Genomic DNA, 23,115 nt, shown 5'->3' with positions numbered 1-23,115 from the left:
GCTCCTCCTGCTCAACTTAAAATATGATATAATGTAGCTAAGAAATGGAGGTACTATGTATTTTAAAAAAGTAATAATCTTTTTAACCATGCTTGCAGCTGTCATGGCTTTGACAGCTTGCTATTATCCAAGGAAAAGGGTTCCTAGGTCTGAAGCCTCTTCTGTCCAAAAGGTGAAAATACCAAAGAAATCAGAATCGACGAAGGCTACAAGCTCTAGTCAGCAAGAAAGATCAAAGAGCAGCCAGACCTCATCATCTAGTGCTCCAGCTTCTGAGAGTAAGGCTACAAGTTCGCTAGATGAAGTAACGGATGGCTTGCCTCAAGATGCACAGTCTGCCAATAAAGACAAGATCTATGCAACAGGTAATGCCAAGGTGTATTATCGTTCTTTTGAAGGAGGATTTAGTGCTCAAACGCCTGATTTCAAAGGCTATACGGAGGAGCAAGTCAAAAAGGTTCTTGGCGAGCCAGAGGCCGTCATAAAGGATCCGAACTACATTAAGGACACTTTTAAAGCTCAGGAGTTAGAAAATATAAAAGAGCTCTATCGAGGTCAGTATGTGACGGAAGAGCAGGCAAAAGCTTTCTATGTAACAGCAGCGGATATTGCTCAGGCAGCTAGCTTGAACCAAGACTATCAGTTGGAGAGTGATTATATTTTATATAGCTACAAGCAACATAAAATTAATCTGATTTTCTCTAAAGGAGAGTTGTATTATATGACTCCCAATCCTGATTATCTTTATTTTAAATAATCTTGGAAAGTTCTTGCGCTAGTTTACTAGGCTTGCTATAATAGCTAAAACGAAATGAGAAGGAGCAAGGATGAAAGCTTATACAAATGTCAATCTGGTGACCTGTGACAGCGCATTTCATGTTCATCGGGAAGGCTTGTTGGTCGTGGAAGATGAACGCATTGCCTACTGTGGTCCCCATGACAAGGCTTGGTTAGAACAATGCAGCGAGCTAGTGGATTATGAAGGAGCTTGGCTCATGCCGGGGCTGGTCAACTGCCATACGCACTCGGCCATGACCTTGCTACGTGGGATTCGTGACGACAGCAATCTGCACGAATGGTTGGAGGACTATATTTGGCCAGCAGAAAGCCAGTTCACAACGGAACTAACGACCCAGGCTGTCCAGCTGGCTTTAGCTGAAATGCTCCAATCGGGAACAACGACTTTTAACGACATGTATAATCCTCAGGGAGTGGAGATTGACCGAATTTATCAGGCTGTGCGGCAGTCTGGTATGCGTTGCTATTTCTCACCAACACTCTTTAGCTCAGTGGCGGAAACAGCCGAAGAGACTCTGGCTCGTACTCGGGCCATTATTGAGAAAATTCGCTCCTATGACGATGAAGATTTTCAGGTCATGGTGGCGCCTCATTCGCCTTATGCCTGTGATAAGGCTCTACTTAAGGGCAGTCTTGAGTTAGCGCGTGAGCTGGATTTGAAGCTTCATATCCACGTGGCAGAGACTCAGGAAGAAAATAAAATTATCCTGGAGCGCTATGGTAAAAGACCTCTCGCTTTTTTAAAAGAATTGGGCTACTTGGAGCAGCCAGCCATTTTTGCACATGGAGTTGAGCTGAATCCGTCAGAGATTGCAGATTTAGCAGCATCTCCAGTCAGCATCGCCCATAATCCTATCAGCAACCTCAAGCTGGCTTCTGGAGTAGCCCCGGTGACAGACTTAGTAGCCGCTGGGGTGACCGTTGGCTTAGCGACGGACTCTGTCGCTTCCAATAATAATCTGGACATGTTTGAAGAAGGTCGGACAGCAGCCCTCCTTCAGAAGATGCGAGCAGGTGATGCAACCCAGTTTACGATCGAGCAGGCCTTGAAAGCTTTGACCATCGAAGGAGCCAAAGCGCTGGGTTTGGAGAAGAAAATCGGCAGTCTGGAAACGGGAAAGCAAGCCGATTTCATTGTCATTCAACCTAAGGGACGACTTCACCTCTATCCGTTGGAAAATATGCTGTCACACCTAGTATACGCAGTCAAAGGCAGCGATGTTCAGGATGTCTACATTGCTGGGCAGCAGGTTGTCCGAGATGGTCAGATACTGACCGTTGATTTAGAATCGTTCCGCTAAACATAAAAGCCGAGTTTGTCTCGGCTTTTATGCTAGTCAGGAGAGCTCTTTTCAATTTTTGCTGGCTAATAGTTTCTTTGTCAAAGAAAAACTCTGGGTTACCCCAGAGTTAGTAATAGTTTTAAGCTTTCTTTGATTTAGAAATATAGAATAATTGTAGAACGATACCAAGGAGTGCCATACCAATAACGATGTAGAAGGCCATTGAATAGTCTCCCTTGTTTGCTTGAGCAAGTCGAGCTCCCAACTGTGGTCCAGCAATAGCTGCAACACCATAGGCTGTGAACATCCAGCCGTAGTTTGTACCGACATTTGCTACGCCCCAATTTTCAGCTGTAATACCTGGGAAAGATCCAAGGAAGCCACCGAAAGACAGGGCGACAAGCATGACGCCTAAGATTGCAAGGATGCTTCCTTCCCCTTTAAAGAGAGCGGTCAGCGCCAAGCCACCAGCTACAGCAGCAAACATAGCGATTACGGTCGGATAGCGGCCGATTTTGTCCGATACAGCTCCCCAGAAGATCCGTCCAAAAGTATTGGCAATAGAAACTAGCATAACGAATAGAGTCGCTTCTCCAACTAGTTTATATTGGTCGGAGATAGACGCTGCTGAACCGATAATCATCATACCACCAGTAGCACCTAAAATGTAGATGAGCCACAGCAACCAGAAGTTGCCTTCGCGTAGCATTTCTTTGTGAGTTTTTCCTGTCGGTGCAGAACTTCCTGCTGCAGGAGCAGCTACAGGAGCTTTTTCCATGACAAGAGAAGAGCAGCAGATAACGACAAGCAGGGCAATACCCAGAACTTTAAATGTAGAATAGACGCCCATTGAAGCGATGAGAGTTTTGGCAAGTGGTCCGATGATTAGTGGCCCAAGTCCAAAGCCCGCTGCGGTTAAACCACCCGCGAGACCTTTTTTATCAGGGAACCATTTGGTAGCGACAGAAGTTGAAGCGCCATAGGCTGATCCGATACCGAGACCAAGGATAACCCCGTAGGTCAAGTAGAGTACAGGAAGAGAAGTTGCAAATCCTGTAGCAAACATACCCGCACCAAAGAGAATTCCTCCTAGAAAGACAAATTTCTTAGGGCCTAATGAATCGACTTTAGGTCCGAAAATAATCATGCCGATTGGCACCATTGCAAAAGAGATACTGAAGGCTAGAGAGGTTTGAGCTTGTACCCATCCTTGGCTAGCATTGGCTTCCAGCAACGCTTTTTGAAAAACAGACCAGGCGTATCCAGCACCTAAAGAAAGGTTGGTTAAGATAGCTGCTGCTAAAATTAACCAGCGATTTGGTGTTTTTTTCATAATGATATCCTCATTTATATAATTTTTTTCTAAAAAGTGATAGAAAACCAGCTGTACCCAAATACTTGTCCTGCATGTTTCCTGCAAGGCAGGTAAAATAGCAGAAGTATGGCTACAGAATTTGTTACTATAAAGCTGACATGTCAAATAATTTAAGCGCTTACATATTTGTTGACATCTCTATCATATCGTGCTTTGAGGCAAAAATCTACTTAATTAAAATGAATAGGTCTATTAGGTGGGTTAATAATTTTCCTTATTTACAATCATTCTTAATAGAAAATCTATGTTTGTCATGATATAATGGAAATAAGCTAGAAATGAATGTAGATGGAGTATAGAGAAGATGAATGAAGAGTATGAAAAGAATTACCAGGAAGTAATTGAACATCTGAGGCTGAAAGGTGTTCGAATCACAGAGACGAGAAAGGCTGTGATTGCTTTTATCATCAGCAGTCATGACCATCCTAGTGCAGAGATGATTTACCAAGCCCTCTTGCCTGAATTTCCCAATATGAGCTTGGCGACTGTTTATAATAATTTAAAAGTATTGATTGATGAAGGCTTTGTCTCAGAGCTCAAGGTTCGTAATGACACGACGACCTATTATGATTTTATGGGGCATCAGCACCTCAATGTCATTTGTGAAAAATGTGGTCGAATTGCAGATATGGACTTGGATTTGCCAGATGTTCAGCAGGAAGCGGCAGAGCAGACTGGCTATCAAATTACCAAGAGTCAGATGGTCGTTTATGGCATTTGTCCAGAGTGCGCCCAGCAAGAACAAGTGGCTAGCTAGAGGTCTTGAATGAGAATTCATTTTCTCAAAAGTCTAATCAAGTGGAAAATTTCACAAATATCTCACTGAGACTAGATTTTTGAGAGAAAATTTTGTAAAATAGAATAGATAAACGGGGCAAACCCCGGAAAATAAAAGGAGAATCCATCTAATGGTAAAATTGGTTTTTGCTCGCCATGGTGAGTCTGAATGGAACAAAGCTAACCTTTTCACTGGTTGGGCTGATGTAGATCTTTCTGAAAAAGGTACACAACAAGCGATTGACGCTGGTAAATTGATCAAAGAAGCAGGTATCGAATTTGACCAAGCTTATACTTCAGTATTGAAACGTGCGATTAAAACAACAAACTTGGCGCTTGAAGCTGCTGACCAACTCTGGGTTCCAGTTGAAAAATCATGGCGCTTGAACGAACGTCACTACGGTGGTTTGACTGGTAAAAACAAGGCTGAAGCAGCTGAGCAATTTGGTGATGAGCAAGTTCACATCTGGCGTCGTTCATACGATGTGTTGCCTCCGGCAATGGACCGTGATGATGAGCACTCAGCTCACACTGACCGTCGTTACGCTTCACTTGACGATTCAGTTATTCCAGATGCTGAAAACTTGAAAGTAACTTTGGAACGTGCCCTTCCATTCTGGGAAGATAAAATTGCTCCAGCACTTAAAGATGGTAAAAATGTATTCGTAGGAGCTCACGGTAACTCAATCCGTGCCCTTGTAAAACACATCAAACAATTGTCAGATGACGAAATCATGGATGTGGAAATCCCTAACTTCCCACCATTGGTATTCGAATTCGACGAAAAATTGAACGTAGTTGCTGAATACTATCTTGGAAAATAATTGGTGATAAAGCTCTGCCTAGCAGGGCTTTTTCTCATTGTTGGAGAAAAATTCTTTTTCGATCCTTTTAGATTTCCATGCTTCATTGCTGGGGAAATGTGGTAAAATAAAAGATAGATTTTTACGAGGATGAGAGAAGAAATGTCTAAGAGAAAATTTGATAGTCATTCTATCACAGGCCGACTCTACCTTCTATTTGGAATTGTCGGAGCCTTATTTTTGGTGCTGATCGCTCGTCTGGGCTACATGCAGGTCGTCAATCAAGAATTTTATACAGATAAATTAGCTAAAGCAAGTAAAACGAAGATTAAATCGAGTTCGGTTCGTGGGCAAATCTATGACGCTTCGGGCAAGCCCCTGGTGGAGAATACAACCAAGCAAGTGGTGACCTTTACGCGAGACAATAAACTGACAGCAGAAGAAATCCGTGAAACAGCACAAAAGTTACTGCAATATGTGTCGGTGTCGGATCTAAAAGTGACCGAGCGCCAAGAAGTTGACTATTATCTGGCGGATAATAGGGTCTACCGAGAAGTGGTTGAAAAATTACCCAAGGAAGATAAATTTGATACAGATGGCAATCGTCTACCTGAATCCAAAATTTATAAAGCGGCGGTAGAGAGTATTGATCCAAGCCAACTAGGCTATACAGATGAGGAAAAGAGGACCATCGCTTTATTTAGCCAGATGAATGCTGTACCAAACTTTTCAACAGGGACGATTCAGACGGATGACTTGACGACGGAGCAAGTCGCTACGATTGCTTCAAATGGCAAAGAACTTCCGGGTATTAGTATTTCAACCAGCTGGAACCGAAAAGTCTTGGAAACATCGTTGGCTTCGATTGTTGGTCATATCTCGACCGAAAAAACGGGTCTGCCAGCCGAGGAAGCAGATGACTATGTCAAGAAGGGCTATTCTCTGAATGACCGAGTGGGAATTTCTTATCTGGAAAAAGAGTATGAGTCTGTTTTGCAAGGAAAACGAGCGGAAAAAGAAATTCGGCTGGACAAAAATGGCAACATGGAGAGCGTTGAGACCATTTCCGAGGGCAGCAAAGGGAACAACCTGAAGCTAACGGTGGATCTGAGCTTTCAGCAGGGAGTTGAGGATATTCTCAGAAATGCCTTTAATCTAGAGCTGGCAAAGGGCAATGCCACCTATTCAGAAGGTGTCTATGCTGTGGCCATGGATCCTAATACGGGGTCAATCTTGGCCCTGGCTGGTGTCAAGCACGACCTGGAAACAGGCGATATCTCGGCGGATGCGCTGGGTACTATTACCAATGTTTTTGTTCCTGGTTCTGTCGTTAAAGCGGCTACCTTGACCGCTGGTTGGCAGTACGGGGCCATTTCAGGAAATCAATCCTTGGTTGATCAGCCGATTCTTTTCGCGGGTTCTGCTCCCATCAATTCTTGGTTTACGGCCTATGGCTCACGCTCTATTACGGCAGTGGAAGCCTTGGAGTATTCGTCTAATACCTATATGGTTCAGGTAGCCCTAAATATGCTTGGGACTCCGTATAGCCCAAATATGGCTTTAGGAACCAACAATGTCGATGCTTCAATGAAAAAACTCCGTTCGACTTTTGCAGAATACGGTCTGGGAACTGGAACAGGTATTGATTTGCCAACAGAATCAACAGGCTACATTCCCAAAAACTTCACAGTTAGTAATTACATTACCAATGCTTTTGGGCAGTTTGATAACTACACTCCACTTCAGTTAGCTCAATATGCGGCGACGGTAGCCAATAACGGCAAACGGGTAGCTCCGCATCTGGTCGAAGGCATTTATGCCAACAATGACCAAGGCGGCCTAGGAGACTTGATTGAGAAGAAGGAAACCAAAGAGCTAAATCAGGTCAATATTTCTGAGGAAGATATGGCTCTTATAAAACAAGGTTCCTATCAGGTGGTCAATGGATGGAGTGGCTTGACAACTGGACGGACGATTGCGCAAGGCGCCATGGTCTCCATCAGCGCAAAAACAGGGACTGCCGAAACTTTTGTCAACGGTGGCACATCTGCTATCAATACCAATGTAGTATCCTATGCACCAAGCGATCGACCTAAAATAGCTGTGGCCGTAGTCTTTCCACACAATACTGACCTCTCTTCAACAGTCAGCCACAGTATCACCCGTGATATTATCAATCTTTATAACCAACAGCACCCTATGAATTAGAAAGGAAAAGCAGTAGAATCGGATCGAGATTTTATTGCTCAACTATTACTATTATGCTTTATCCAACTCCTATCGCCAAATTGATTGATAGCTTTTCCAAGCTGCCGGGTATCGGCATCAAGACAGCTACTCGCCTGGCCTTTTATACCATCGGGATGAGTGACGATGATGTCAATGAATTCGCCAAAAATCTACTAGCTGCCAAGCGTGAGCTGACCTACTGCTCTATCTGTGGCAATCTGACGGACGATGATCCTTGTGCCATCTGTACGGATCAAACGCGCGATCAGACTGTGATCTTGATCGTTGAGGATAGCCGCGACGTGTCTGCCATGGAAAATATCCAAGAATACCACGGCCTTTATCATGTACTTCACGGCCTCATTTCCCCTATGAACGGTGTAGGACCAGATGACATCAACCTCAAGAGCCTCTTGACTCGCTTGATGGACAGCCAAGTAATGGAAGTGATTGTGGCCACCAATGCAACGGCTGACGGAGAAGCAACTTCTATGTATATTTCGCGGGTGCTCAAGCCTGCAGGTATCAAGGTGACTCGACTGGCCCGCGGATTGGCTGTCGGCGCTGATATCGAATATGCAGACGAAGTGACCTTGCTCCGAGCCATTGAAAATCGGACAGAATTGTAAGATGAAAGAAAGATTTCCTGCTGAAAAACAGCTTTGGGAGTCTTTTTTCTATTCAAAAATGCTGGGAAATATGATATACTGAAACAGTCTAAAAAGAAGATGGGACAACCCCAAATGAACTTATAGCTAGAAATGTTAGGATAAGATAATGGTCAAACAAACCTTGATTTTACTATACGGTGGCCGCAGTGCGGAGCGAGAAGTTTCAGTCTTGTCGGCTGAGAGTGTCATGCGAGCTGTCAACTATGACAAATTTTCTGTCAAAACTTATTTCATCACAAAAGCTGGCGATTTTATCAAGACGCAGGAATTTACAGAAAAGCCGGCTGCAGATGAAAAGCTTATGACCAATGCAACGGTTGATATTTCACGGCAAGTCAAACCGAGTGATATTTATGAGGAAAATGCAGTTGTCTTTCCTGTTCTTCATGGACCGATGGGCGAGGATGGCTCTATTCAAGGCTTTCTTGAAGTGCTGCGACTTCCTTATGTGGGCTGTAATATCTTGTCGTCCAGTGTTGCCATGGACAAAATCACTACTAAGCGTATTCTGGAGTCTGCTGGAATTCCGCAGGTGCCTTATGTAGCGGTGATTGAGGGTGAAAATCTTGAAGAAAAAATTGTCGAAATCGAAGAAAAATTGACGTATCCGATTTTTACCAAACCGTCTAATATGGGTTCTAGTGTCGGTATTTCCAAGTCTGAGAATCAAGAGGAGCTGCGGGCGGCATTGGATTTGGCCTTCAAGTACGATAGCCGTGTCTTGGTTGAGCAGGGAGTCAATGCGCGTGAGATTGAGGTTGGTCTCTTAGGAAATTATGACGTTAGGAGCACCTTGCCGGGCGAAGTGGTCAAGGATGTGGCTTTCTACGACTATGAAGCCAAGTATATTGACAATAAGATTACCATGGATATTCCTGCGAAAATCTCAGACGAGGTTATTTCAGTCATGCGTATCAATGCTGAGACAGCCTTTCGTGCCTTGGGAGGACAGGGATTGGCCCGCTGTGATTTCTTCTACACAGAAGAGGGCGATATTTTCCTCAATGAGCTCAATACCATGCCAGGCTTTACTCAATGGTCTATGTATCCCTTGCTTTGGGAAAATATGGGACTGTCTTATTCCGATTTGATTGAGAACTTGGTGAGTCTAGCTGAAGAGGCTTTTGCTAAGAGAGAAGCGCATCTTTTATAAATATGATATAATAGAGGGACTGAGCTGACAGACTGAATGTTCAACATTGAGTTTGGCCTCACTCCCTTCTTTTTTGGGAAAAAGCGGAAAAATGAGTTAAAAATATGAAATTAGATTTATATGAAATAGCAGAAGTCTTGGCTGCCAAAAATGATGTCAGTCAGTTTGAAAATGTGACTTTTAGAAATGCTGAATTTGACAGCCGTTTGATTGAGACGGGGGATCTTTTTATCCCGCTTAAGGGCGCGCGTGACGGACATGACTTTATCGCGACAGCCTTTGCTCAGGGAGCTGCGGCTACCTTGTCTGAGCGTCCGGTAGCAGAAGGACCCTATATTTTGGTCGATGATGTGCTCGCGGCCTTTCAAGCTTTGGCTCAATACTATCTGGAAAAGACAGGCGTAGATGTGCTCGCTGTGACGGGATCCAATGGGAAGACTACAACCAAGGATATGCTGGCTCAGCTACTGGCTACTAGCTACAAAACCTATAAAACCCAGGGCAACTATAATAATGAAATCGGCCTGCCCTACACGGTGCTCCACATGCCAGACGACACAGAAAAGCTAGTTTTGGAAATGGGACAGGATCATTTGGGAGATATCCATCTTCTGTCTGAAATTGCTAAGCCTAAAACGGGCATTGTGACCTTGGTTGGCGAAGCTCACTTAGAATTTTTCGGAAGCCGTACGGAAATTGCCAAAGGAAAGATGCAAATTGCAGATGGCATGAAGAAAGGCGGTCTGCTCTTGGCTCCAGCTGATAAGATCGTTAATGATTTTCTGCCAGACCAGCAAAAAGTGATTCGCTTTGGTCCCGATGCAGATATTTGTCTGACTCGTCTAGAAGAGCGCAAAGACAGCTTGACCTTTGAAGCGAATTTTCTGGAGCAGGCGATTGACTTGCCCGTGACTGGCAAATACAATGCGACCAACGCTATGATCGCCTCTTACGTAGCCTTGCAGGAGGGTGTCAGTGAGTCGGCAATTCGTCAGGCCTTTGCCCAGCTGGAATTGACCCGCAATCGAACCGAGTGGAAGAAGGCGGCTAATGGGGCCGATATCCTGTCAGATGTTTACAATGCCAATCCAACAGCTATGCGCTTGATTCTTGAAACCTTCTCAGCTATTCCAGCTAGTCAGGGCGGCCGCAAGGCTGCAGTCTTGGCTGATATGAAGGAGCTGGGAGCTGACTCCAAGCTGATGCACGGAGCCATGATTACCAGTCTCAATCCAGAGATTATCACCGATCTTTTTCTCTATGGAGAGGATATGGAAGCCCTCTACATCTATGCTCGGGAAATCTACCCATCAAATCGAGTACATTATTTTGTCAAAAATAGTGACAAGGATCAGTTTGAAGATTTGATCAAGACCGTTAAGACTTGGTTGCAATCAGCCGACCAAATCTTGCTCAAGGGCAGTAATTCGATGAAGTTGGATAAACTAGTGGAGGCCTTGGAGCATGGGGACAAGTGATACAGCTTTAATTCTGCAACGACTGCTGGCTATAACGGATACAGGTTTGTCTTTTGCTGCCAGTGACTTTGATCGAGAACGCTATGCGGATATCAGAGAAAATCTGAATCAGTTGCTCAGCGAGACCGGTCATCTGGAACCGGATGAGCTGTCTGACTTGCTCCGACCGACAGATTTTTATGCGACTCCTTTGGTCGATGTCCGAGCTTTTATCGTTCAGCAGGGCAAGATTTGTCTAGTACGAGGACAGCAAGAGGAGACATGGGCTCTGCCGGGTGGTTTCTGCGAAGTAGGCTTATCTCCCAAAGAAAATATTGTAAAAGAAATTCAGGAAGAAACGGGATTTCAAGCTAGCGTAGTACGCTTGCTGGCTGTCTTTGATAGCAATAAATTTCAGCCACAAAGTAAGCAGTACGTCAAGCTCGTGTTTGAATGTCAGCTGAAAGAGGGAGATTTTCAGCCCAATTTAGAAATCGCTGAGTTGAGTTTCTTTGATCAACAGGATTTGCCTCTTCTATCCGAGAAAAGGATAACAAAAGAGCAGATGCAACTTCTCTGGGATATTTATCAGAATCAGCAAGAACAATATATAGACTAGATTGAAGTTGATGCTGATTGGATGCTTATATCCAATAGACCAGATAATCTAGCTCAATCTGTCCAGAGTTATAAGGGCCAGAAGCTATTACCTCTAGAAAGTTGAAAAACTTTTTGAGAAAAATTAAGGACTTTGCTAGGAAGAGCAAGCCCGTGTCCTTAAAAATTATTTATTAGGATGAAAATTTGAAAGATGAATTTACTAGATTTTTTTACTAGTCACAAAACAGAACCGCCTGTGATGACGCCTTTTGCTTATATTCTGCTCTTGATGAGCCTAGTGTCTGTCATCTATGTTGCCAGTCGTTTTTTTGAGCGAAAGAAAGTACAGACTTTTTTTAGAGTTGCCCAAATCGTGCAATTAGTCTCTTTGTATGGCTGGTACTTGGTTATTCAGGAGCCTTTGTCGGAGAGTCTCCCCTTGTACCATTGCCGAGTCGCTATGTTTGCTGTCTTGCTACTGCCAGATAAAGTAGCTTATAAGCAATATTTCGCCTTATTGGGAGTATTTGGACCGATTTGCGCTATTGTCTATCCGATTTTAGATCCCTATTCATTTCCGCATATAACCCTATTTTCGTTTTTCATCGGTCATTTGGCCCTGTTAGGCAATTCGATTATCTACCTGATGAAGCATTATGATAGACTTAATTTGTCCTATCGCCGTATCGTAGAAATTACCTTTGGCTTAGACTTCCTCATCTTGCTTGGAAATATTGCATTCGGGGGCAACTACGGTTTCTTAAAGGATCCGCCTCTGGTAGGAGATCATGGTATGCTTGGGAATTATATGATTGTGTCTGTGGTCTTAGCGACGGCCTTGCTTCTATTTTCTTACTTGTTCAAAGAAATGAAGGAAAGACAGGCAGAGCGATTGATCCAATAAAGATTGGAAGAGGAAATGATTTCTCTGGTAACTAGAAAAATTCTGCCTAGATTTTCAAGCTGACTGCGAGTTTGAACATACAGATTTTAAAAGTAGAAAGGAAACTGGATGCATCATTTTTTGACTACCAACCAAACTGAACCGCCCTTTGTTTCAGCTTTGGCCTACTCTTTGATGATGGCATTGCTTTTGCTGTCTGTCTACGCATCGATAAAATACCATAAGAATCCTAGCTTTGTAAAAAGCATGAAAATTCTTCAGTTGTGCCAACTGGCAGTTCTTTATAGCTGGTATGTGGGTTTTCAGCTCCCTCTGGCAAATAGTCTGCCTTTGTACCATTGCCGCTTGGCCATGTTTGCGGTGGTCTTTCTGCCAGATAAATGGCCCAGCAAGCAGTATTTCGCTCTTTTAGGAGCCAGCGGAGCAGTCTTCGCCCTCGGCTATCCAGTCTTTGATCCTTATGATTTCCCGCATATTACCATCTTCTCTTTCCTGATTGGTCACTATGCCCTCTTGGTTAATTCCCTGATTTATCTGATGAATCACTACGATAAGACCCAGCTCAAGAAATACATGATTGTTCTCTATACTTTTGTGCTCGATGCCTTTCTTGTCGCTGTCAATCAAGTGACGGGTGGGAATTACGGTCTGCTAAAAAGTCCGCCTTTTATCAGTCAGCATAATCTTTTAGTAAAATATTTAGCTGTGTCGATTATTTTGTCCGCTACCTTGCTTCTTTTTGATGAAATATTTAAGAAACGCTGGAAAAAGCAGCTAGAAATTGTTTAATATTGCATTTTATAGCTCCTGTCAAGTTTATTTGGCAGGACTTTTCTTAAATCTGATTTTAATCTTAATCTTTGTAATTTTCCTTTTTAGTAGTGTCATTGTCAGATCTTAAGATAAGTTAGCCAAATATAAAGAATAGAATCGCTGGCAAGGGCGATTTTTATCTTTCTTATATAATTGAAAAAAAGCGCTAAATCCGCTATAATAGGTAGGTTGAAAGGATTAGAATATTCCAATGTAAAAAATAAAAATACTGACATTCACCATTATCCAAAAGGAAAAGAAAGAGAAGAAGATGACTTTACAAGAAGAAATTAAGAAACGACGTACCTTTGCCATTATCTCCCACCCGGACGCGGGGAAAACAACTATTACTGAGCAGTTGCTCTACTTTGGAGGCGAGATTCGTGAGGCTGGTACAGTCAAGGGGAAAAAGACGGGTAACTTTGCTAAGTCTGACTGGATGGATATCGAGAAACAACGTGGGATTTCGGTCACTTCATCTGTTATGCAATTTGACTACGACGGCAAACGCGTCAATATCCTAGACACACCAGGGCACGAGGACTTCTCAGAAGATACCTATCGGACCTTGATGGCGGTGGATGCTGCGGTCATGGTCGTGGACTCTGCCAAGGGTATCGAGGCCCAAACCAAGAAATTGTTTGAAGTTGTGAAACACCGTGGAATCCCTGTCTTTACCTTTATGAACAAGCTAGACCGTGATGGTCGTGAGCCACTGGACCTCTTGCAAGAATTGGAAGAAGTTTTGGGCATTGCCAGCTATCCCATGAACTGGCCAATCGGGATGGGGAAGGCCTTTGAGGGCTTATATGACCTCTATAACCAACGCTTGGAGCTCTATAAAGGGGATGAGCGTTTTGCTAGTCTGGAAGATGGGGACAAACTTTTTGCCAGCAATCCTTTCTATGAGCAAGTCAAGGATGACATTGAGCTCCTGAAGGAAGCAGGAAATGAGTTCTCAGAGGAAGCTATTTTAGCTGGTGAGCTAACTCCGGTCTTCTTTGGTTCAGCTCTTACTAACTTTGGTGTGCAGACCTTCCTTGAAACTTTCTTGAAATTTGCTCCAGAACCACACGGACACAAGAAAACAGATGGTGAAATTGTGGATCCTTATGATAAGGATTTCTCAGGATTCGTCTTTAAAATCCAAGCCAACATGGATCCTCGTCACCGAGACCGTATCGCTTTTGTCCGTATCGTATCGGGTGAATTTGAGCGAGGCATGAGTGTCAACCTGCCTCGTACTGGTAAGGCTGCCAAACTGTCGAATGTTACTCAGTTTATGGCGGAAAGTCGTGAGAATGTAACCAATGCCGTAGCAGGAGATATTATCGGAGTTTACGATACCGGTACTTATCAAGTTGGGGACACCTTGACGGTTGGAAAAAATAAGTTTGAATTTGAACCACTGCCCACCTTTACACCTGAGATTTTCATGAAAGTTTCTGCTAAGAACGTCATGAAGCAAAAATCCTTCCACAAGGGGATTGAGCAGTTGGTTCAAGAGGGAGCCATTCAGCTTTATAAGAATTACCAAACAGGCGAGTACATGCTGGGCGCCGTCGGCCAACTCCAGTTTGAAGTTTTCAAGCACCGTATGGAAGGGGAGTACAACGCTGAAGTTGTCATGACTCCAATGGGTAAAAAGACAGTTCGTTGGATCAAGCCAGAGGACTTGGATGAACGGATGTCCTCAAGCCGCAATATCTTGGCCAAGGACCGTTTCGACCAACCAGTCTTCCTCTTTGAAAATGACTTTGCCCTCCGCTGGTTTGCGGATAAGTATCCAGATGTAGAGTTAGAAGAGAAGATGTAAATCGTTACAAATAACTAGCAACAGAGAGTTGCTGTCATTTGACGGTAACCGCTATGGCGGCTTACCTAAACGCTTCACTAGTAAAGTTATACGAATAGTATCGATTCGTAAAACTTTACGTCGTCGCAGTCAAGCTATCTAACTACATTTGGCAAATGAAATCGATTTGCCAAACTCCGTGTCGTGGTGTAAAAATCGGTAACCGCTATGGCGGTTTACCTAAACACTTCACTAGGAAATAAGCGCAGTGCCTACCTACCTCACTAACTCATCGGTGAACAATAATCGTTTTCGCCTCTTCGTGTCGTAGCTAGTGACTTGATTTAGCTAACTTCCTTACAGCTATATTTAAAAGACGATATTGATTTGCTGGCTTTCTTGCCAGGACATAGGAGTTTTGGCTATGAGGCTAAGTGTGGACATTAGGCGTGAGCTATTAGACAATCATTCTAGATCCCAGAAAGGAGTTCTATGTTTCTGGAAAGAAAACTAAAAGACCAATCTATCTGGATCAACATTGACTCAGATGATGTTAAAAAGAATGGACAGATTTATCAGGATTATAATATCGACCTTGAAACTATCGAGTATGCGCTGGATAAAAACGAGCGAGCTCACATGGACTACAATCGTGAGAATGGAACGGTTCTTTTCATCTATAATGTGCTGAATTTAGCGACAGAGAAGGACTACTATGAGACCATTCCGATGACTTTCGTGGTACAGCAGGACCGTCTCATCACGATCAGCAATCAAGACAATGCCTATGTGGTCGATATAATGAAAGCCTACACGGAGAATCATGAGCCTGTGTCGGTCTATAAGTTTCTTTTTGCCAGTCTGGAGTTGATTTCCAATTCCTACTATCCGGTCATTGAGCAGATGGACAAGCGCAAGGATGAGATTAACCGACTTTTGCGTCAGAAAACGACTAAAAAGCACTTGTTTGCCCTCTCCGACTTGGAAACCTCCATGGTCTATCTGGTGGCGGCATCCAAGCAAAATACTATACTTCTGGAGCACATCAAGAGACATGCTGTTTATCGTGGCTTTGATGAACTAGAAACCGAGCAGTTTGAAGATGCCATGATTGAGGCACGTCAGCTGGTGTCAATGACGGATTTGATTGCTCAGGTTCTTAGCCAGCTTTCGGGCTCCTACAATAATATCCTGAACAACAATCTGAATGATAATTTGACTGTCTTGACCATTATTTCGGTTCTTCTGGCAGTTCTAGCAGTCATCACTGGCTTCTTTGGTATGAATGTCCCCCTGCCTTGGGCAACGGACAAGAATGCTTGGCTTTACATTGTCACCATCAGTATTGTTCTTTGGGTTCTTCTGACCAAGCTCCTCAACTGGGTGGTCAATAAAGAGCGATGAATAAAATACATTAAACGAATGAGGTTTTCGAGCCTCATTTTTTTGTGGTGCTAGCTCGAGTGAGTTTCATATTCTATTTATGAAAAATAGAGAGAAAATTTCTTGTATGGTGAGACAAAAAGATGAAAAACTGCTTTCAAAGTAGTATAATAATCTTAGTATCATAACAGGAGGTTTCATATGCTGCATGTAGAAAAACTAGAAAAAAGTTTTGGGCAAAAGCAAGTGTTGTTCGGTATTGATTTTGAAGCCAAGCCGGGGCATATCCTTGGTTTGATTGGGAAAAACGGTGCTGGGAAAACAACGATTTTTCACAGTATTTTGCGCTTCCTAGACTATAGTGGAGAGATTCGTTTCGAAGGGCAGGCTATCAAGCAGGAGACCTATAATAGGATTGGCTATCTGCCTGAGGAAAGAAGCCTGATGCCCAAGCTGACGGTCTTTGAGCAAGTGCGCTATCTGGCAAATCTAAAGGGTGTGCCGACAGCTGTTGTCAAAGAAAAACTGCCCCAGTGGATGGAAAAGCTCCAGGTCAAGGGGAAATTAACCGACAAAATCAAGAGTTTGTCCAAGGGGAACCAGCAAAAGGTTCAGCTGATTATCACGCTCTTGCATGAGCCAGACTTGATCATCTTAGATGAGCCCTTCAGCGGTCTGGATCCTGTCAATACTGAAATCCTGAAGGAAGTCATTGTTGAGGAGAAAAAGCGCGGAGCGACGATTATCTTCTCGGATCATGTCATGACAAATGTGGAAGAGCTGTGCGATGATGTCCTGATGATTCGTGACGGGCAAGTGGTTCTCAATGGCGATGTACAGGCAGTCCGCAACCAATATGGCAAGACTCGTCTTTTCGTCTCAAGTGACCTGTCTCAGGCTGAATTAGAAGCCCTGCCTCATGTTGTCAAGGCGACGCAGACCAAGCAAGGAATCTGGAAATTGATTTTGGACGACGAAACAGCGGGTCCTGAATTGTTTGATCGCTTGACTCAGGGAAGCTATGTGGCAACTTTTGACCAGCAGGCACCGACAATTGATGAAATTTTCAAATTAGAATCAGGGGTGGTAGTATGAAACAAATGTTAATCGTCATCAAAGAAACCTACCTTCGTCATGTCAAGTCTTGGAGTTTTGTCTTTATGGTCTTGTCTCCTTTCCTCTTTCTTGGGCTGAGCTTGGGGATTGGTTATCTGCAGGGAAGCTCTATGGCTTCCTCTCAAAAGGTAGCAGTTCTGACCCAGCTTGATTCTGTCAGGGAAGTTTTAAGAGCTGAAGATCAGCTGAGTTTTCAGTACAAAGATGAAACTGCAGCCAAGCAGGCTGTAAAAGATAAGAAAATCGCGGGCTATCTGACGATTGAGGAAAGAGATGGACAGCTTTCTGCCACCTACTACGCAGAAACCAGCATGAATGCTGCAACGAAAATGGCTCTGTCCAATTCCCTCATCCAAGTCCAGCAGGCTTTAAACTTGGCTCAGGCCGATTTGTCAGATGAGCAGAGTCAAATTCTTGCACGGACAGTCCAGTTTGAAGAGAAAATTGATGAAAATAAAGAAAGTAAGAAGATGGTTCAGACCTTTGCTGCAATAGGGCTGGGCTTCCTGCTCTATATGATTTTGATTACTTATGCCAGCGTTACTGCCCAAGATGTGGCCAGTGAAAAGGGCACAAAAATCATGGAAGTCATCTTCTCCAGTATTAAGGCGACCGATTATTTCTATGCCCGTATGATTGGAATTTTTGCAGTGATTCTTAGCCATCTGGGTATTTATGTGCTTGGTGGACTGGCAGCCTTTCTCTTTGCGGACAGCATTCCTCTTGTATCCCAAGTCTTGAAGAGCAATCCAGCCATTCAGCAGTATATCGGAGAAGCTGTGTCTTTGAATACTCTAGCTTTTGTAGCAGTTAGTATCTTTATGTATGTTGTCTTGTCAGCCTTTCTTGGTTCAATGGTGGCACGAGCAGAAGATACAGGAAAAGTCCTTTCGCCAGTTATCATGCTGATTTTAGTCGGCTTTATGGGAGTTTCAGCTTTGGGGGCAGCAGGAGATAATGTGATTTTGAAGGTTGGTTCTTATCTTCCTTTCATCTCAACCTTTTTCATGCCCTTCCGAGCTATCAATGGTTATGCAACCAGCTTGGAAGCTTGGCTTTCTCTAGGAATTACAGCTGCTTTTGCGATTATCATGACAGTCTTCATCGCGCGTATTTACTCCAGCCTTGTCCTGCAGACGGATGATTTGGGAGCTTGGAAGACCTTCAAACGTGCTTTAAAATATAAATAAATCGCAACTTCACTGGAGTCATCTGGTGGAGTTTTCTTTTTGTATTTTAATTTAATATTTTGAATAATAGGGCTAGGTAAAAAGTGGAATTTATGGTAAAATAGTACAGATAAAACAAGGAGTGGAAAAATGGTAGAACCTAAATATAAGCGTATTTTGATTAAACTATCTGGAGAAGCTTTGGCTGGCGAAAAAGGTGTGGGCATCAATATCGCCACTGTTCAAAAAATGGCTGAAGAAATCAAGGAAGTCCATGAACTGGGCATTCAAATTGCCTTGGTTATCGGTGGTGGTAATCTTTGGCGAGGCGAGCCAGCAGCAGAAGCAGGTATGGATCGCGTTCAAGCGGACTATACTGGCATGTTGGGAACAGTCATGAATGCACTTGTAATGGCAGATTCTTTGCAACAAGTGGGCGTTGACACCCGCGTTCAGACAGCAATTGCCATGCAGCAGGTAGCTGAACCTTATATTCGTGGACGTGCTCTTCGTCATTTGGAAAAAGGTCGGATTGTTATTTTCGGTGCTGGTATTGGTTCACCATATTTTTCAACAGATACGACAGCTGCCCTGCGGGCTGCGGAAATTGAGGCAGACGCTATCCTCATGGCTAAAAATGGTGTGGATGGGGTCTACAATGCCGATCCAAACAAGGATAAAACAGCTGTGAAGTTTGATGAATTGACCCACCGCGACGTTATTAACAAAGGCTTGCGTATCATGGACTCGACTGCTTCTACCCTTTCTATGGACAATGACATTGACCTAGTCGTCTTCAATATGAATGAACCTGGCAATATCAAACGAGTGGTCTTTGGTGAGCAAATCGGGACAACTGTCTCAAATAATTTATAAAATCAGGGAGAAAAGAAAATGGCAAATGTAATTGTAGAAAAAGCAAAAGAAAGAATGACCCACTCGCACCAAAGCTTGGCGCGTGAATTTGGTAGCATCCGTGCAGGCCGCGCTAATGCTAGCCTTTTGGATCGTATCCATGTGGAATACTATGGAGTAGAGACACCGCTTAACCAACTCTCTTCTATCACAATTCCAGAAGCGCGTGTGCTTTTGGTGACACCTTTTGACAAGTCTTCTATCAAGGATATCGAGCGTGCGATCAATGCCTCTGACTTAGGTATCACACCATCTAGCGACGGATCTGTCATTCGATTGGTTATTCCAGCTCTGACAGAGGAAACTCGTCGTGAATTGGCTAAAGAAGTGAAAAAAGTCGGTGAAAATGCTAAGATTGCGATTCGTAACATCCGCCGCGACGCGATGGACGAAGCTAAGAAACAGGAAAAGGCTAAAGAAATCACTGAAGATGAATTGAAGGTTCTTGAAAAGGATATCCAAAAAGTCACTGATGATGCAGTGAAGCATATCGATGATATGACAGCGACTAAAGAAAAAGAACTTCTAGAAGTTTAATATTTTAGCAGAATCAAAACTCAGTTGGCCTTGGCTGACTGAGTTGTTTTAACATAAAAATCCTTGCGATTAGAAGAGGCAAGGTAGAAGTAGGACTATATGAACACAAATCTTGCTAGCTTCATCGTGGGGATTATCACAGATGAAAACGATCGTTTTTACTTTGTCCAGAAGGATGGACAAACCTATGCCCTTTCTAAGGAAGAAGGGCAACATGAGCTCGGTCAGTCTGTCAAGGGCTTTGCTTATAGCGATATGAAGCAGAAGCTTCGTCTGACGACTCTTGAAGTCACAGCGACCCAGGAGCAGTTTGGCTGGGGAACAGTGACGGAGGTTCGCAAGGATCTGGGGGTCTTTGTCGATACGGGTCTGCCAGATAAGCAAATCGTGGTGTCACTGGACATTTTGCCAGAAATCAAGGAACTTTGGCCTAAGAAGGGCGACCGTCTCTATATTCGTCTCAGTGTGGACAAGAAAGACCGCATCTGGGGACAGCTGGCCTATCAGGAGGATTTCCAGCGCTTGGCTCGTCCTGCCTACAATAACATGCAGAACCAAAATTGGCCAGCCATCGTTTATCGCCTCAAGCTTTCTGGCACCTTCGTCTATCTGCCAGAGAATAATATGCTGGGCTTTATCCATCCGAGCGAGCGCTATGCAGAGCCACGTCTGGGGCAGGTCTTGGACGCACGGGTGATTGGCTTCCGTGAAGTAGACCGCACCCTTAACCTCTCCCTCAAGCCTCGCTCCTTTGAAATGCTGGAAAACGATGCTCAGATGATCTTGACCTATCTGGAGAGCAATGGCGGCTTCATGACCTTGAACGACAAATCTTCACCAGACGACATCAAGGCCACTTTTGGCATTTCCAAAGGTCAGTTTAAAAAAGCCCTGGGCGGTCTCATGAAAGCTGGTAAAATCAAGCAAGATCCGACTGGAACGGAGTTGATTTAAATGAGAAAATCTTTTTACAGTTGGCTGATGACGGAGCGTAATCCCAAAAGTAATAAGCCAAAGGCTATTTTGGCGGACTTGGCATTTCAGGATACGGTCTTTCCCAAGCACACGGATGATTTTGACGAGGTCAGCCGCTTTCTAGAGGAGCATGCAAATTTTTCCTTTAACTTGGGGGAGTTTGATGCGATATGGGAAGAATATCAGGCCCATTGAGTGGACAGTGGCTAGGGATAGTCATTTTCTGCTTGCTTTGATATAATAAATGTAATACATTCAAAAAATTAAAATAGAGAGGTTCTTTGTTTGCAGGAACATTCAGTAGAATTAAAACTGGGTCATCCAGATGATGCCTTTCATCTCTTTGGCTCTAATGAACGTCATCTGCGCTTGATGGAGCAGGAATTAAAGGTAACCATTCATGCCCGAACCGAGATTGTGCAGATTTTGGGTACGGAGGCTGCCTGCGAGGAGAGTCGACAGGTCATTCAGGCTCTCTTGGTCTTGGTCAATCGTGGCATGACAGTCGGTACGCCCGATGTGGTGACAGCCATTACCATGGTCAAAAATGATGAAATTGATAAGTTTGTAGCTCTTTACGAAGAAGAGATTATCAAGGATAGCTATGGCAAGCCAATTCGGGTCAAGACACTTGGTCAAAAAATCTATGTGGACAGTGTTAAAAATCATGATATTGTCTTTGGGATCGGACCAGCTGGAACAGGGAAGACCTTTCTAGCGGTGACCTTAGCGGTGACGGCTCTCAAGCGTGGGCAAGTCAAACGAATCATCTTGACGCGACCAGCAGTAGAAGCTGGTGAGAGTCTAGGCTTTCTGCCTGGTGACCTTAAGGAAAAGGTGGATCCTTATCTGCGTCCAGTCTATGATGCCTTGTATCAGATTTTGGGTAAGGACCAGACGACGCGTCTGATGGAGCGAGAAATCATTGAGATTGCTCCCCTAGCCTATATGCGGGGGCGGACGCTGGATGATGCTTTTGTCATTCTGGATGAAGCGCAGAATACCACCATCATGCAGATGAAGATGTTTCTGACACGTCTGGGTTTCCAGTCCAAGATGATTGTCAATGGTGACATCAGTCAGATTGATCTGCCTCGCAATGTCAAATCTGGTCTCATCGACGCTCAAGAGAAATTGAAAAATATCTCCCAGATTGATTTTGTGCATTTCTCAGCCAAGGATGTGGTTCGCCATCCAGTAGTGGCACAGATTATCCGTGCCTATGAACCGCCAGCTCCTAAGAAAGAGGATAGCGAAATAGCTGATGACGAAAGCGCTAGCTGATAAAAAACGACTAACTTGATGAGCAAGTTAGTCGTTTTCTAGTGTCTGCAAATTATTTGCTTAAACCGTAGTTGTAGTCATCATCTTGCATGGCTTCAACTTCACCAAGAAGGTAACCATTTCCGACTTGAGAGAAGAAGTCGTGGTTGGATGTTCCTGTTGAGATTCCGTTCATGACGATAGGATTGACATCATCCGCTGAATCCGGGAAGAGTGGATCTTGTCCTAGGTTCATAAGGGCCTTATTGGCATTGTAGCGAAGGAAGGTTTTAACTTCTTCGGTCCAACCAACACCGTCATAGAGACTTTCTGTATAGCCCTCTTCGTTCTCATAGAGGGTATAGAGCAGGTCGTACATCCATTCTTTAAGTTTTTCTTGCTCTTCTTCAGGCAATTCGTTGAAACCGAGTTGGAATTTGTAACCAATGTAAGTTCCGTGAACAGATTCATCACGGATGATCAGTTTGATGATTTCCGCAACGTTAGCCAGTTTGTTGTTACCGAGATAGTAGAGTGGCGTAAAGAAACCAGAGTAGAAGAGGAAGGTTTCAAGGAAGACGCTAGCAACTTTCTTTTCAAGTGGGCTACCATTGAGGTAGATTTCATTGATAATTTCAGCTTTTCTTTGTAGGTAGGGGTTAGTGTTAGTCCATTCAAAGATTTCTTCGATTTCAGCCTTGGTATTCAAGGTAGAAAAGATAGAAGAATAAGATTTTGCGTGGACAGATTCCATAAATTGGATGTTATTGAAAACAGCTTCCTCATGCGGTGTACGGATGTCTGAACGAAGAGCTTGTACACCAGTTTCAGATTGCATGGTATCAAGAAGGGTCAACCCACCAAAGACTTTTCCTACCAAGTCTTTTTCTTTGTTTGAAAGTTTTCTCCAGTCGTCTAGGTCATTTGACAGAGGGATACGAGTATCGAGCCAGAATTGCTCCGTCAGCTTTTCCCAAGTTGATTTGTCGATGACATCTTCGATGGCATTCCAGTTTATGGCTTTATAGTAAGTTTCCATGATAATCTCGCTTTTAATTTTTAATACTTGCTTATGCCGTGAAGGAAACGATTTCCTTCA

General features: G+C 43.7%; 22 protein-coding genes. 20 read left to right on the top strand and 2 right to left on the bottom strand.

From position 1 onward, the window contains the following. Nucleotides 1-55 precede the first annotated feature (55 nt). A complete protein-coding gene (locus tag FZ941_RS03055; protein ID WP_148886799.1) occupies nt 56-757 on the top strand; it encodes a DUF4947 domain-containing protein in 702 nt (233 codons plus the stop codon). Nucleotides 758-827: 70 nt separating this feature from the next. Beyond that, complete coding sequence (locus tag FZ941_RS03050; protein WP_148886798.1) at nt 828-2,099, top strand: TRZ/ATZ family protein; 1,272 nt, start codon at nt 828-830, stop codon at nt 2,097-2,099. 121 nt (nt 2,100-2,220) lie between these two features. Here FZ941_RS03050 and FZ941_RS03045 read toward each other — a convergent pair whose 3' ends face one another. Beyond that, complete coding sequence (locus FZ941_RS03045) at nt 2,221-3,414, bottom strand: OFA family MFS transporter (protein ID WP_148886797.1); 1,194 nt, start codon at nt 3,412-3,414, stop codon at nt 2,221-2,223. A 346-nt stretch (nt 3,415-3,760) separates the two neighbouring features. On the opposite strand from FZ941_RS03045, the gene FZ941_RS03040 reads away from it, so the two are divergent. The 18 genes from FZ941_RS03040 to FZ941_RS02955 all read left to right on the top strand — a co-directional run bounded on the left by FZ941_RS03040 (nt 3,761) and on the right by FZ941_RS02955 (nt 22,037). After that, nucleotides 3,761-4,213: a Fur family transcriptional regulator gene (locus FZ941_RS03040; protein ID WP_045498448.1), complete on the top strand. Its 453-nt coding sequence runs from the start codon at nt 3,761-3,763 to the stop codon at nt 4,211-4,213. Between the two features lie 151 nt (nt 4,214-4,364). Further along, nucleotides 4,365-5,057 carry a phosphoglycerate mutase gene (locus FZ941_RS03035; protein WP_061910762.1) on the top strand — a complete coding sequence of 231 codons (693 nt, stop codon included), beginning with the start codon at nt 4,365-4,367 and terminating at the stop codon, nt 5,055-5,057. A gap of 129 nt (nt 5,058-5,186) precedes the next feature. Then, a complete protein-coding gene (gene pbp2b, locus FZ941_RS03030) occupies nt 5,187-7,244 on the top strand; it encodes a penicillin-binding protein PBP2B (protein WP_148886796.1) in 2,058 nt (685 codons plus the stop codon). 53 nt (nt 7,245-7,297) lie between these two features. Continuing rightward, complete coding sequence (gene recR / locus FZ941_RS03025; RefSeq protein WP_005589561.1) at nt 7,298-7,894, top strand: recombination mediator RecR; 597 nt, start codon at nt 7,298-7,300, stop codon at nt 7,892-7,894. Nucleotides 7,895-8,042: 148 nt separating this feature from the next. After that, the gene (locus tag FZ941_RS03020) at nt 8,043-9,089 is read left to right on the top strand and encodes a D-alanine--D-alanine ligase (protein WP_148886795.1); all 1,047 of its coding nucleotides are present in this window, start codon (nt 8,043-8,045) and stop codon (nt 9,087-9,089) included. 104 nt (nt 9,090-9,193) lie between these two features. Then, a complete protein-coding gene (gene murF, locus FZ941_RS03015) occupies nt 9,194-10,567 on the top strand; it encodes a UDP-N-acetylmuramoyl-tripeptide--D-alanyl-D-alanine ligase (protein WP_148886794.1) in 1,374 nt (457 codons plus the stop codon). Beyond that, nucleotides 10,554-11,165 (top strand): NUDIX hydrolase N-terminal domain-containing protein, encoded by a 612-nt coding sequence (locus tag FZ941_RS03010; RefSeq protein ID WP_148886793.1) that lies wholly within the window; start codon nt 10,554-10,556, stop codon nt 11,163-11,165. Before murF ends, FZ941_RS03010 begins: the two co-directional genes overlap by 14 nt. Before the next feature lie 192 nt (nt 11,166-11,357). Next, on the top strand, nt 11,358-12,050 hold the full coding sequence (locus tag FZ941_RS03005; protein WP_148886792.1) for a TIGR02206 family membrane protein: 693 nt from the start codon (nt 11,358-11,360) through the stop codon (nt 12,048-12,050). A gap of 108 nt (nt 12,051-12,158) precedes the next feature. Next, entirely contained in the window at nt 12,159-12,839 is a 681-nt protein-coding gene (locus tag FZ941_RS03000; RefSeq protein WP_148886791.1) for a TIGR02206 family membrane protein, read from the top strand. Nucleotides 12,840-13,134: 295 nt separating this feature from the next. Further along, complete coding sequence (locus FZ941_RS02995; protein WP_148886790.1) at nt 13,135-14,679, top strand: peptide chain release factor 3; 1,545 nt, start codon at nt 13,135-13,137, stop codon at nt 14,677-14,679. Nucleotides 14,680-15,150: 471 nt separating this feature from the next. Next, nucleotides 15,151-16,062 carry a magnesium transporter CorA family protein gene (locus FZ941_RS02990; RefSeq protein ID WP_148886789.1) on the top strand — a complete coding sequence of 304 codons (912 nt, stop codon included), beginning with the start codon at nt 15,151-15,153 and terminating at the stop codon, nt 16,060-16,062. Nucleotides 16,063-16,242: 180 nt separating this feature from the next. Next, complete coding sequence (locus FZ941_RS02985) at nt 16,243-17,136, top strand: ABC transporter ATP-binding protein (RefSeq protein WP_148886788.1); 894 nt, start codon at nt 16,243-16,245, stop codon at nt 17,134-17,136. Further along, complete coding sequence (locus FZ941_RS02980) at nt 17,133-18,347, top strand: ABC transporter permease (protein WP_148886787.1); 1,215 nt, start codon at nt 17,133-17,135, stop codon at nt 18,345-18,347. Before FZ941_RS02985 ends, FZ941_RS02980 begins: the two co-directional genes overlap by 4 nt. 129 nt (nt 18,348-18,476) lie before the next feature. Continuing rightward, the gene (gene pyrH / locus FZ941_RS02975) at nt 18,477-19,202 is read left to right on the top strand and encodes a UMP kinase (RefSeq protein WP_005589574.1); all 726 of its coding nucleotides are present in this window, start codon (nt 18,477-18,479) and stop codon (nt 19,200-19,202) included. A gap of 18 nt (nt 19,203-19,220) precedes the next feature. After that, complete coding sequence (frr, locus tag FZ941_RS02970) at nt 19,221-19,778, top strand: ribosome recycling factor (protein WP_148886786.1); 558 nt, start codon at nt 19,221-19,223, stop codon at nt 19,776-19,778. Between the two features lie 99 nt (nt 19,779-19,877). Beyond that, on the top strand, nt 19,878-20,732 hold the full coding sequence (gene cvfB / locus FZ941_RS02965; protein ID WP_061423148.1) for an RNA-binding virulence regulatory protein CvfB: 855 nt from the start codon (nt 19,878-19,880) through the stop codon (nt 20,730-20,732). Further along, nucleotides 20,733-20,948, top strand: coding sequence for a YozE family protein (locus FZ941_RS02960; protein WP_148886785.1), 216 nt, complete (start codon nt 20,733-20,735; stop codon nt 20,946-20,948). It begins immediately after the preceding gene. Between the two features lie 90 nt (nt 20,949-21,038). Further along, entirely contained in the window at nt 21,039-22,037 is a 999-nt protein-coding gene (locus FZ941_RS02955; RefSeq protein WP_148886784.1) for a PhoH family protein, read from the top strand. Nucleotides 22,038-22,089: 52 nt separating this feature from the next. Here the strand turns inward: FZ941_RS02955 and nrdF are convergent, their stop codons facing one another. After that, the gene (nrdF, locus tag FZ941_RS02950) at nt 22,090-23,055 is read right to left on the bottom strand and encodes a class 1b ribonucleoside-diphosphate reductase subunit beta (protein WP_148886783.1); all 966 of its coding nucleotides are present in this window, start codon (nt 23,053-23,055) and stop codon (nt 22,090-22,092) included. Nucleotides 23,056-23,115 lie beyond the last annotated feature (60 nt).

The sequence above is a fragment of the Streptococcus sp. Marseille-P6264 genome (genome assembly GCF_902460355.1).
Classification (GTDB): Bacteria; Bacillota; Bacilli; order Lactobacillales; family Streptococcaceae; genus Streptococcus.
The sequence above is the reverse complement of the archived record's forward strand: the minus strand, read 5'-3'. Positions and strand labels throughout refer to the sequence as shown.

Coding starts and splice junctions, on each gene's coding strand:
- pbp2b (WP_148886796.1), top strand. CDS start 5,187: ATGAGAGAAGAAATGTCTAAGAGAAAATTTGATAGTCATTCTATCACA.
- FZ941_RS03020 (WP_148886795.1), top strand. CDS start 8,043: ATGGTCAAACAAACCTTGATTTTACTATACGGTGGCCGCAGTGCGGAG.
- murF (WP_148886794.1), top strand. CDS start 9,194: ATGAAATTAGATTTATATGAAATAGCAGAAGTCTTGGCTGCCAAAAAT.
- FZ941_RS03045 (WP_148886797.1), bottom strand. CDS start 3,414: ATGAAAAAAACACCAAATCGCTGGTTAATTTTAGCAGCAGCTATCTTA.
- recR (WP_005589561.1), top strand. CDS start 7,298: ATGCTTTATCCAACTCCTATCGCCAAATTGATTGATAGCTTTTCCAAG.
- cvfB (WP_061423148.1), top strand. CDS start 19,878: ATGAACACAAATCTTGCTAGCTTCATCGTGGGGATTATCACAGATGAA.
- FZ941_RS03035 (WP_061910762.1), top strand. CDS start 4,365: ATGGTAAAATTGGTTTTTGCTCGCCATGGTGAGTCTGAATGGAACAAA.
- FZ941_RS03010 (WP_148886793.1), top strand. CDS start 10,554: ATGGGGACAAGTGATACAGCTTTAATTCTGCAACGACTGCTGGCTATA.
- FZ941_RS02995 (WP_148886790.1), top strand. CDS start 13,135: ATGACTTTACAAGAAGAAATTAAGAAACGACGTACCTTTGCCATTATC.
- FZ941_RS03000 (WP_148886791.1), top strand. CDS start 12,159: ATGCATCATTTTTTGACTACCAACCAAACTGAACCGCCCTTTGTTTCA.
- FZ941_RS02990 (WP_148886789.1), top strand. CDS start 15,151: ATGTTTCTGGAAAGAAAACTAAAAGACCAATCTATCTGGATCAACATT.
- FZ941_RS02960 (WP_148886785.1), top strand. CDS start 20,733: ATGAGAAAATCTTTTTACAGTTGGCTGATGACGGAGCGTAATCCCAAA.
- FZ941_RS02980 (WP_148886787.1), top strand. CDS start 17,133: ATGAAACAAATGTTAATCGTCATCAAAGAAACCTACCTTCGTCATGTC.
- FZ941_RS03005 (WP_148886792.1), top strand. CDS start 11,358: ATGAATTTACTAGATTTTTTTACTAGTCACAAAACAGAACCGCCTGTG.
- FZ941_RS02985 (WP_148886788.1), top strand. CDS start 16,243: ATGCTGCATGTAGAAAAACTAGAAAAAAGTTTTGGGCAAAAGCAAGTG.
- pyrH (WP_005589574.1), top strand. CDS start 18,477: ATGGTAGAACCTAAATATAAGCGTATTTTGATTAAACTATCTGGAGAA.
- frr (WP_148886786.1), top strand. CDS start 19,221: ATGGCAAATGTAATTGTAGAAAAAGCAAAAGAAAGAATGACCCACTCG.
- FZ941_RS03055 (WP_148886799.1), top strand. CDS start 56: ATGTATTTTAAAAAAGTAATAATCTTTTTAACCATGCTTGCAGCTGTC.
- FZ941_RS03050 (WP_148886798.1), top strand. CDS start 828: ATGAAAGCTTATACAAATGTCAATCTGGTGACCTGTGACAGCGCATTT.
- FZ941_RS03040 (WP_045498448.1), top strand. CDS start 3,761: ATGAATGAAGAGTATGAAAAGAATTACCAGGAAGTAATTGAACATCTG.
- nrdF (WP_148886783.1), bottom strand. CDS start 23,055: ATGGAAACTTACTATAAAGCCATAAACTGGAATGCCATCGAAGATGTC.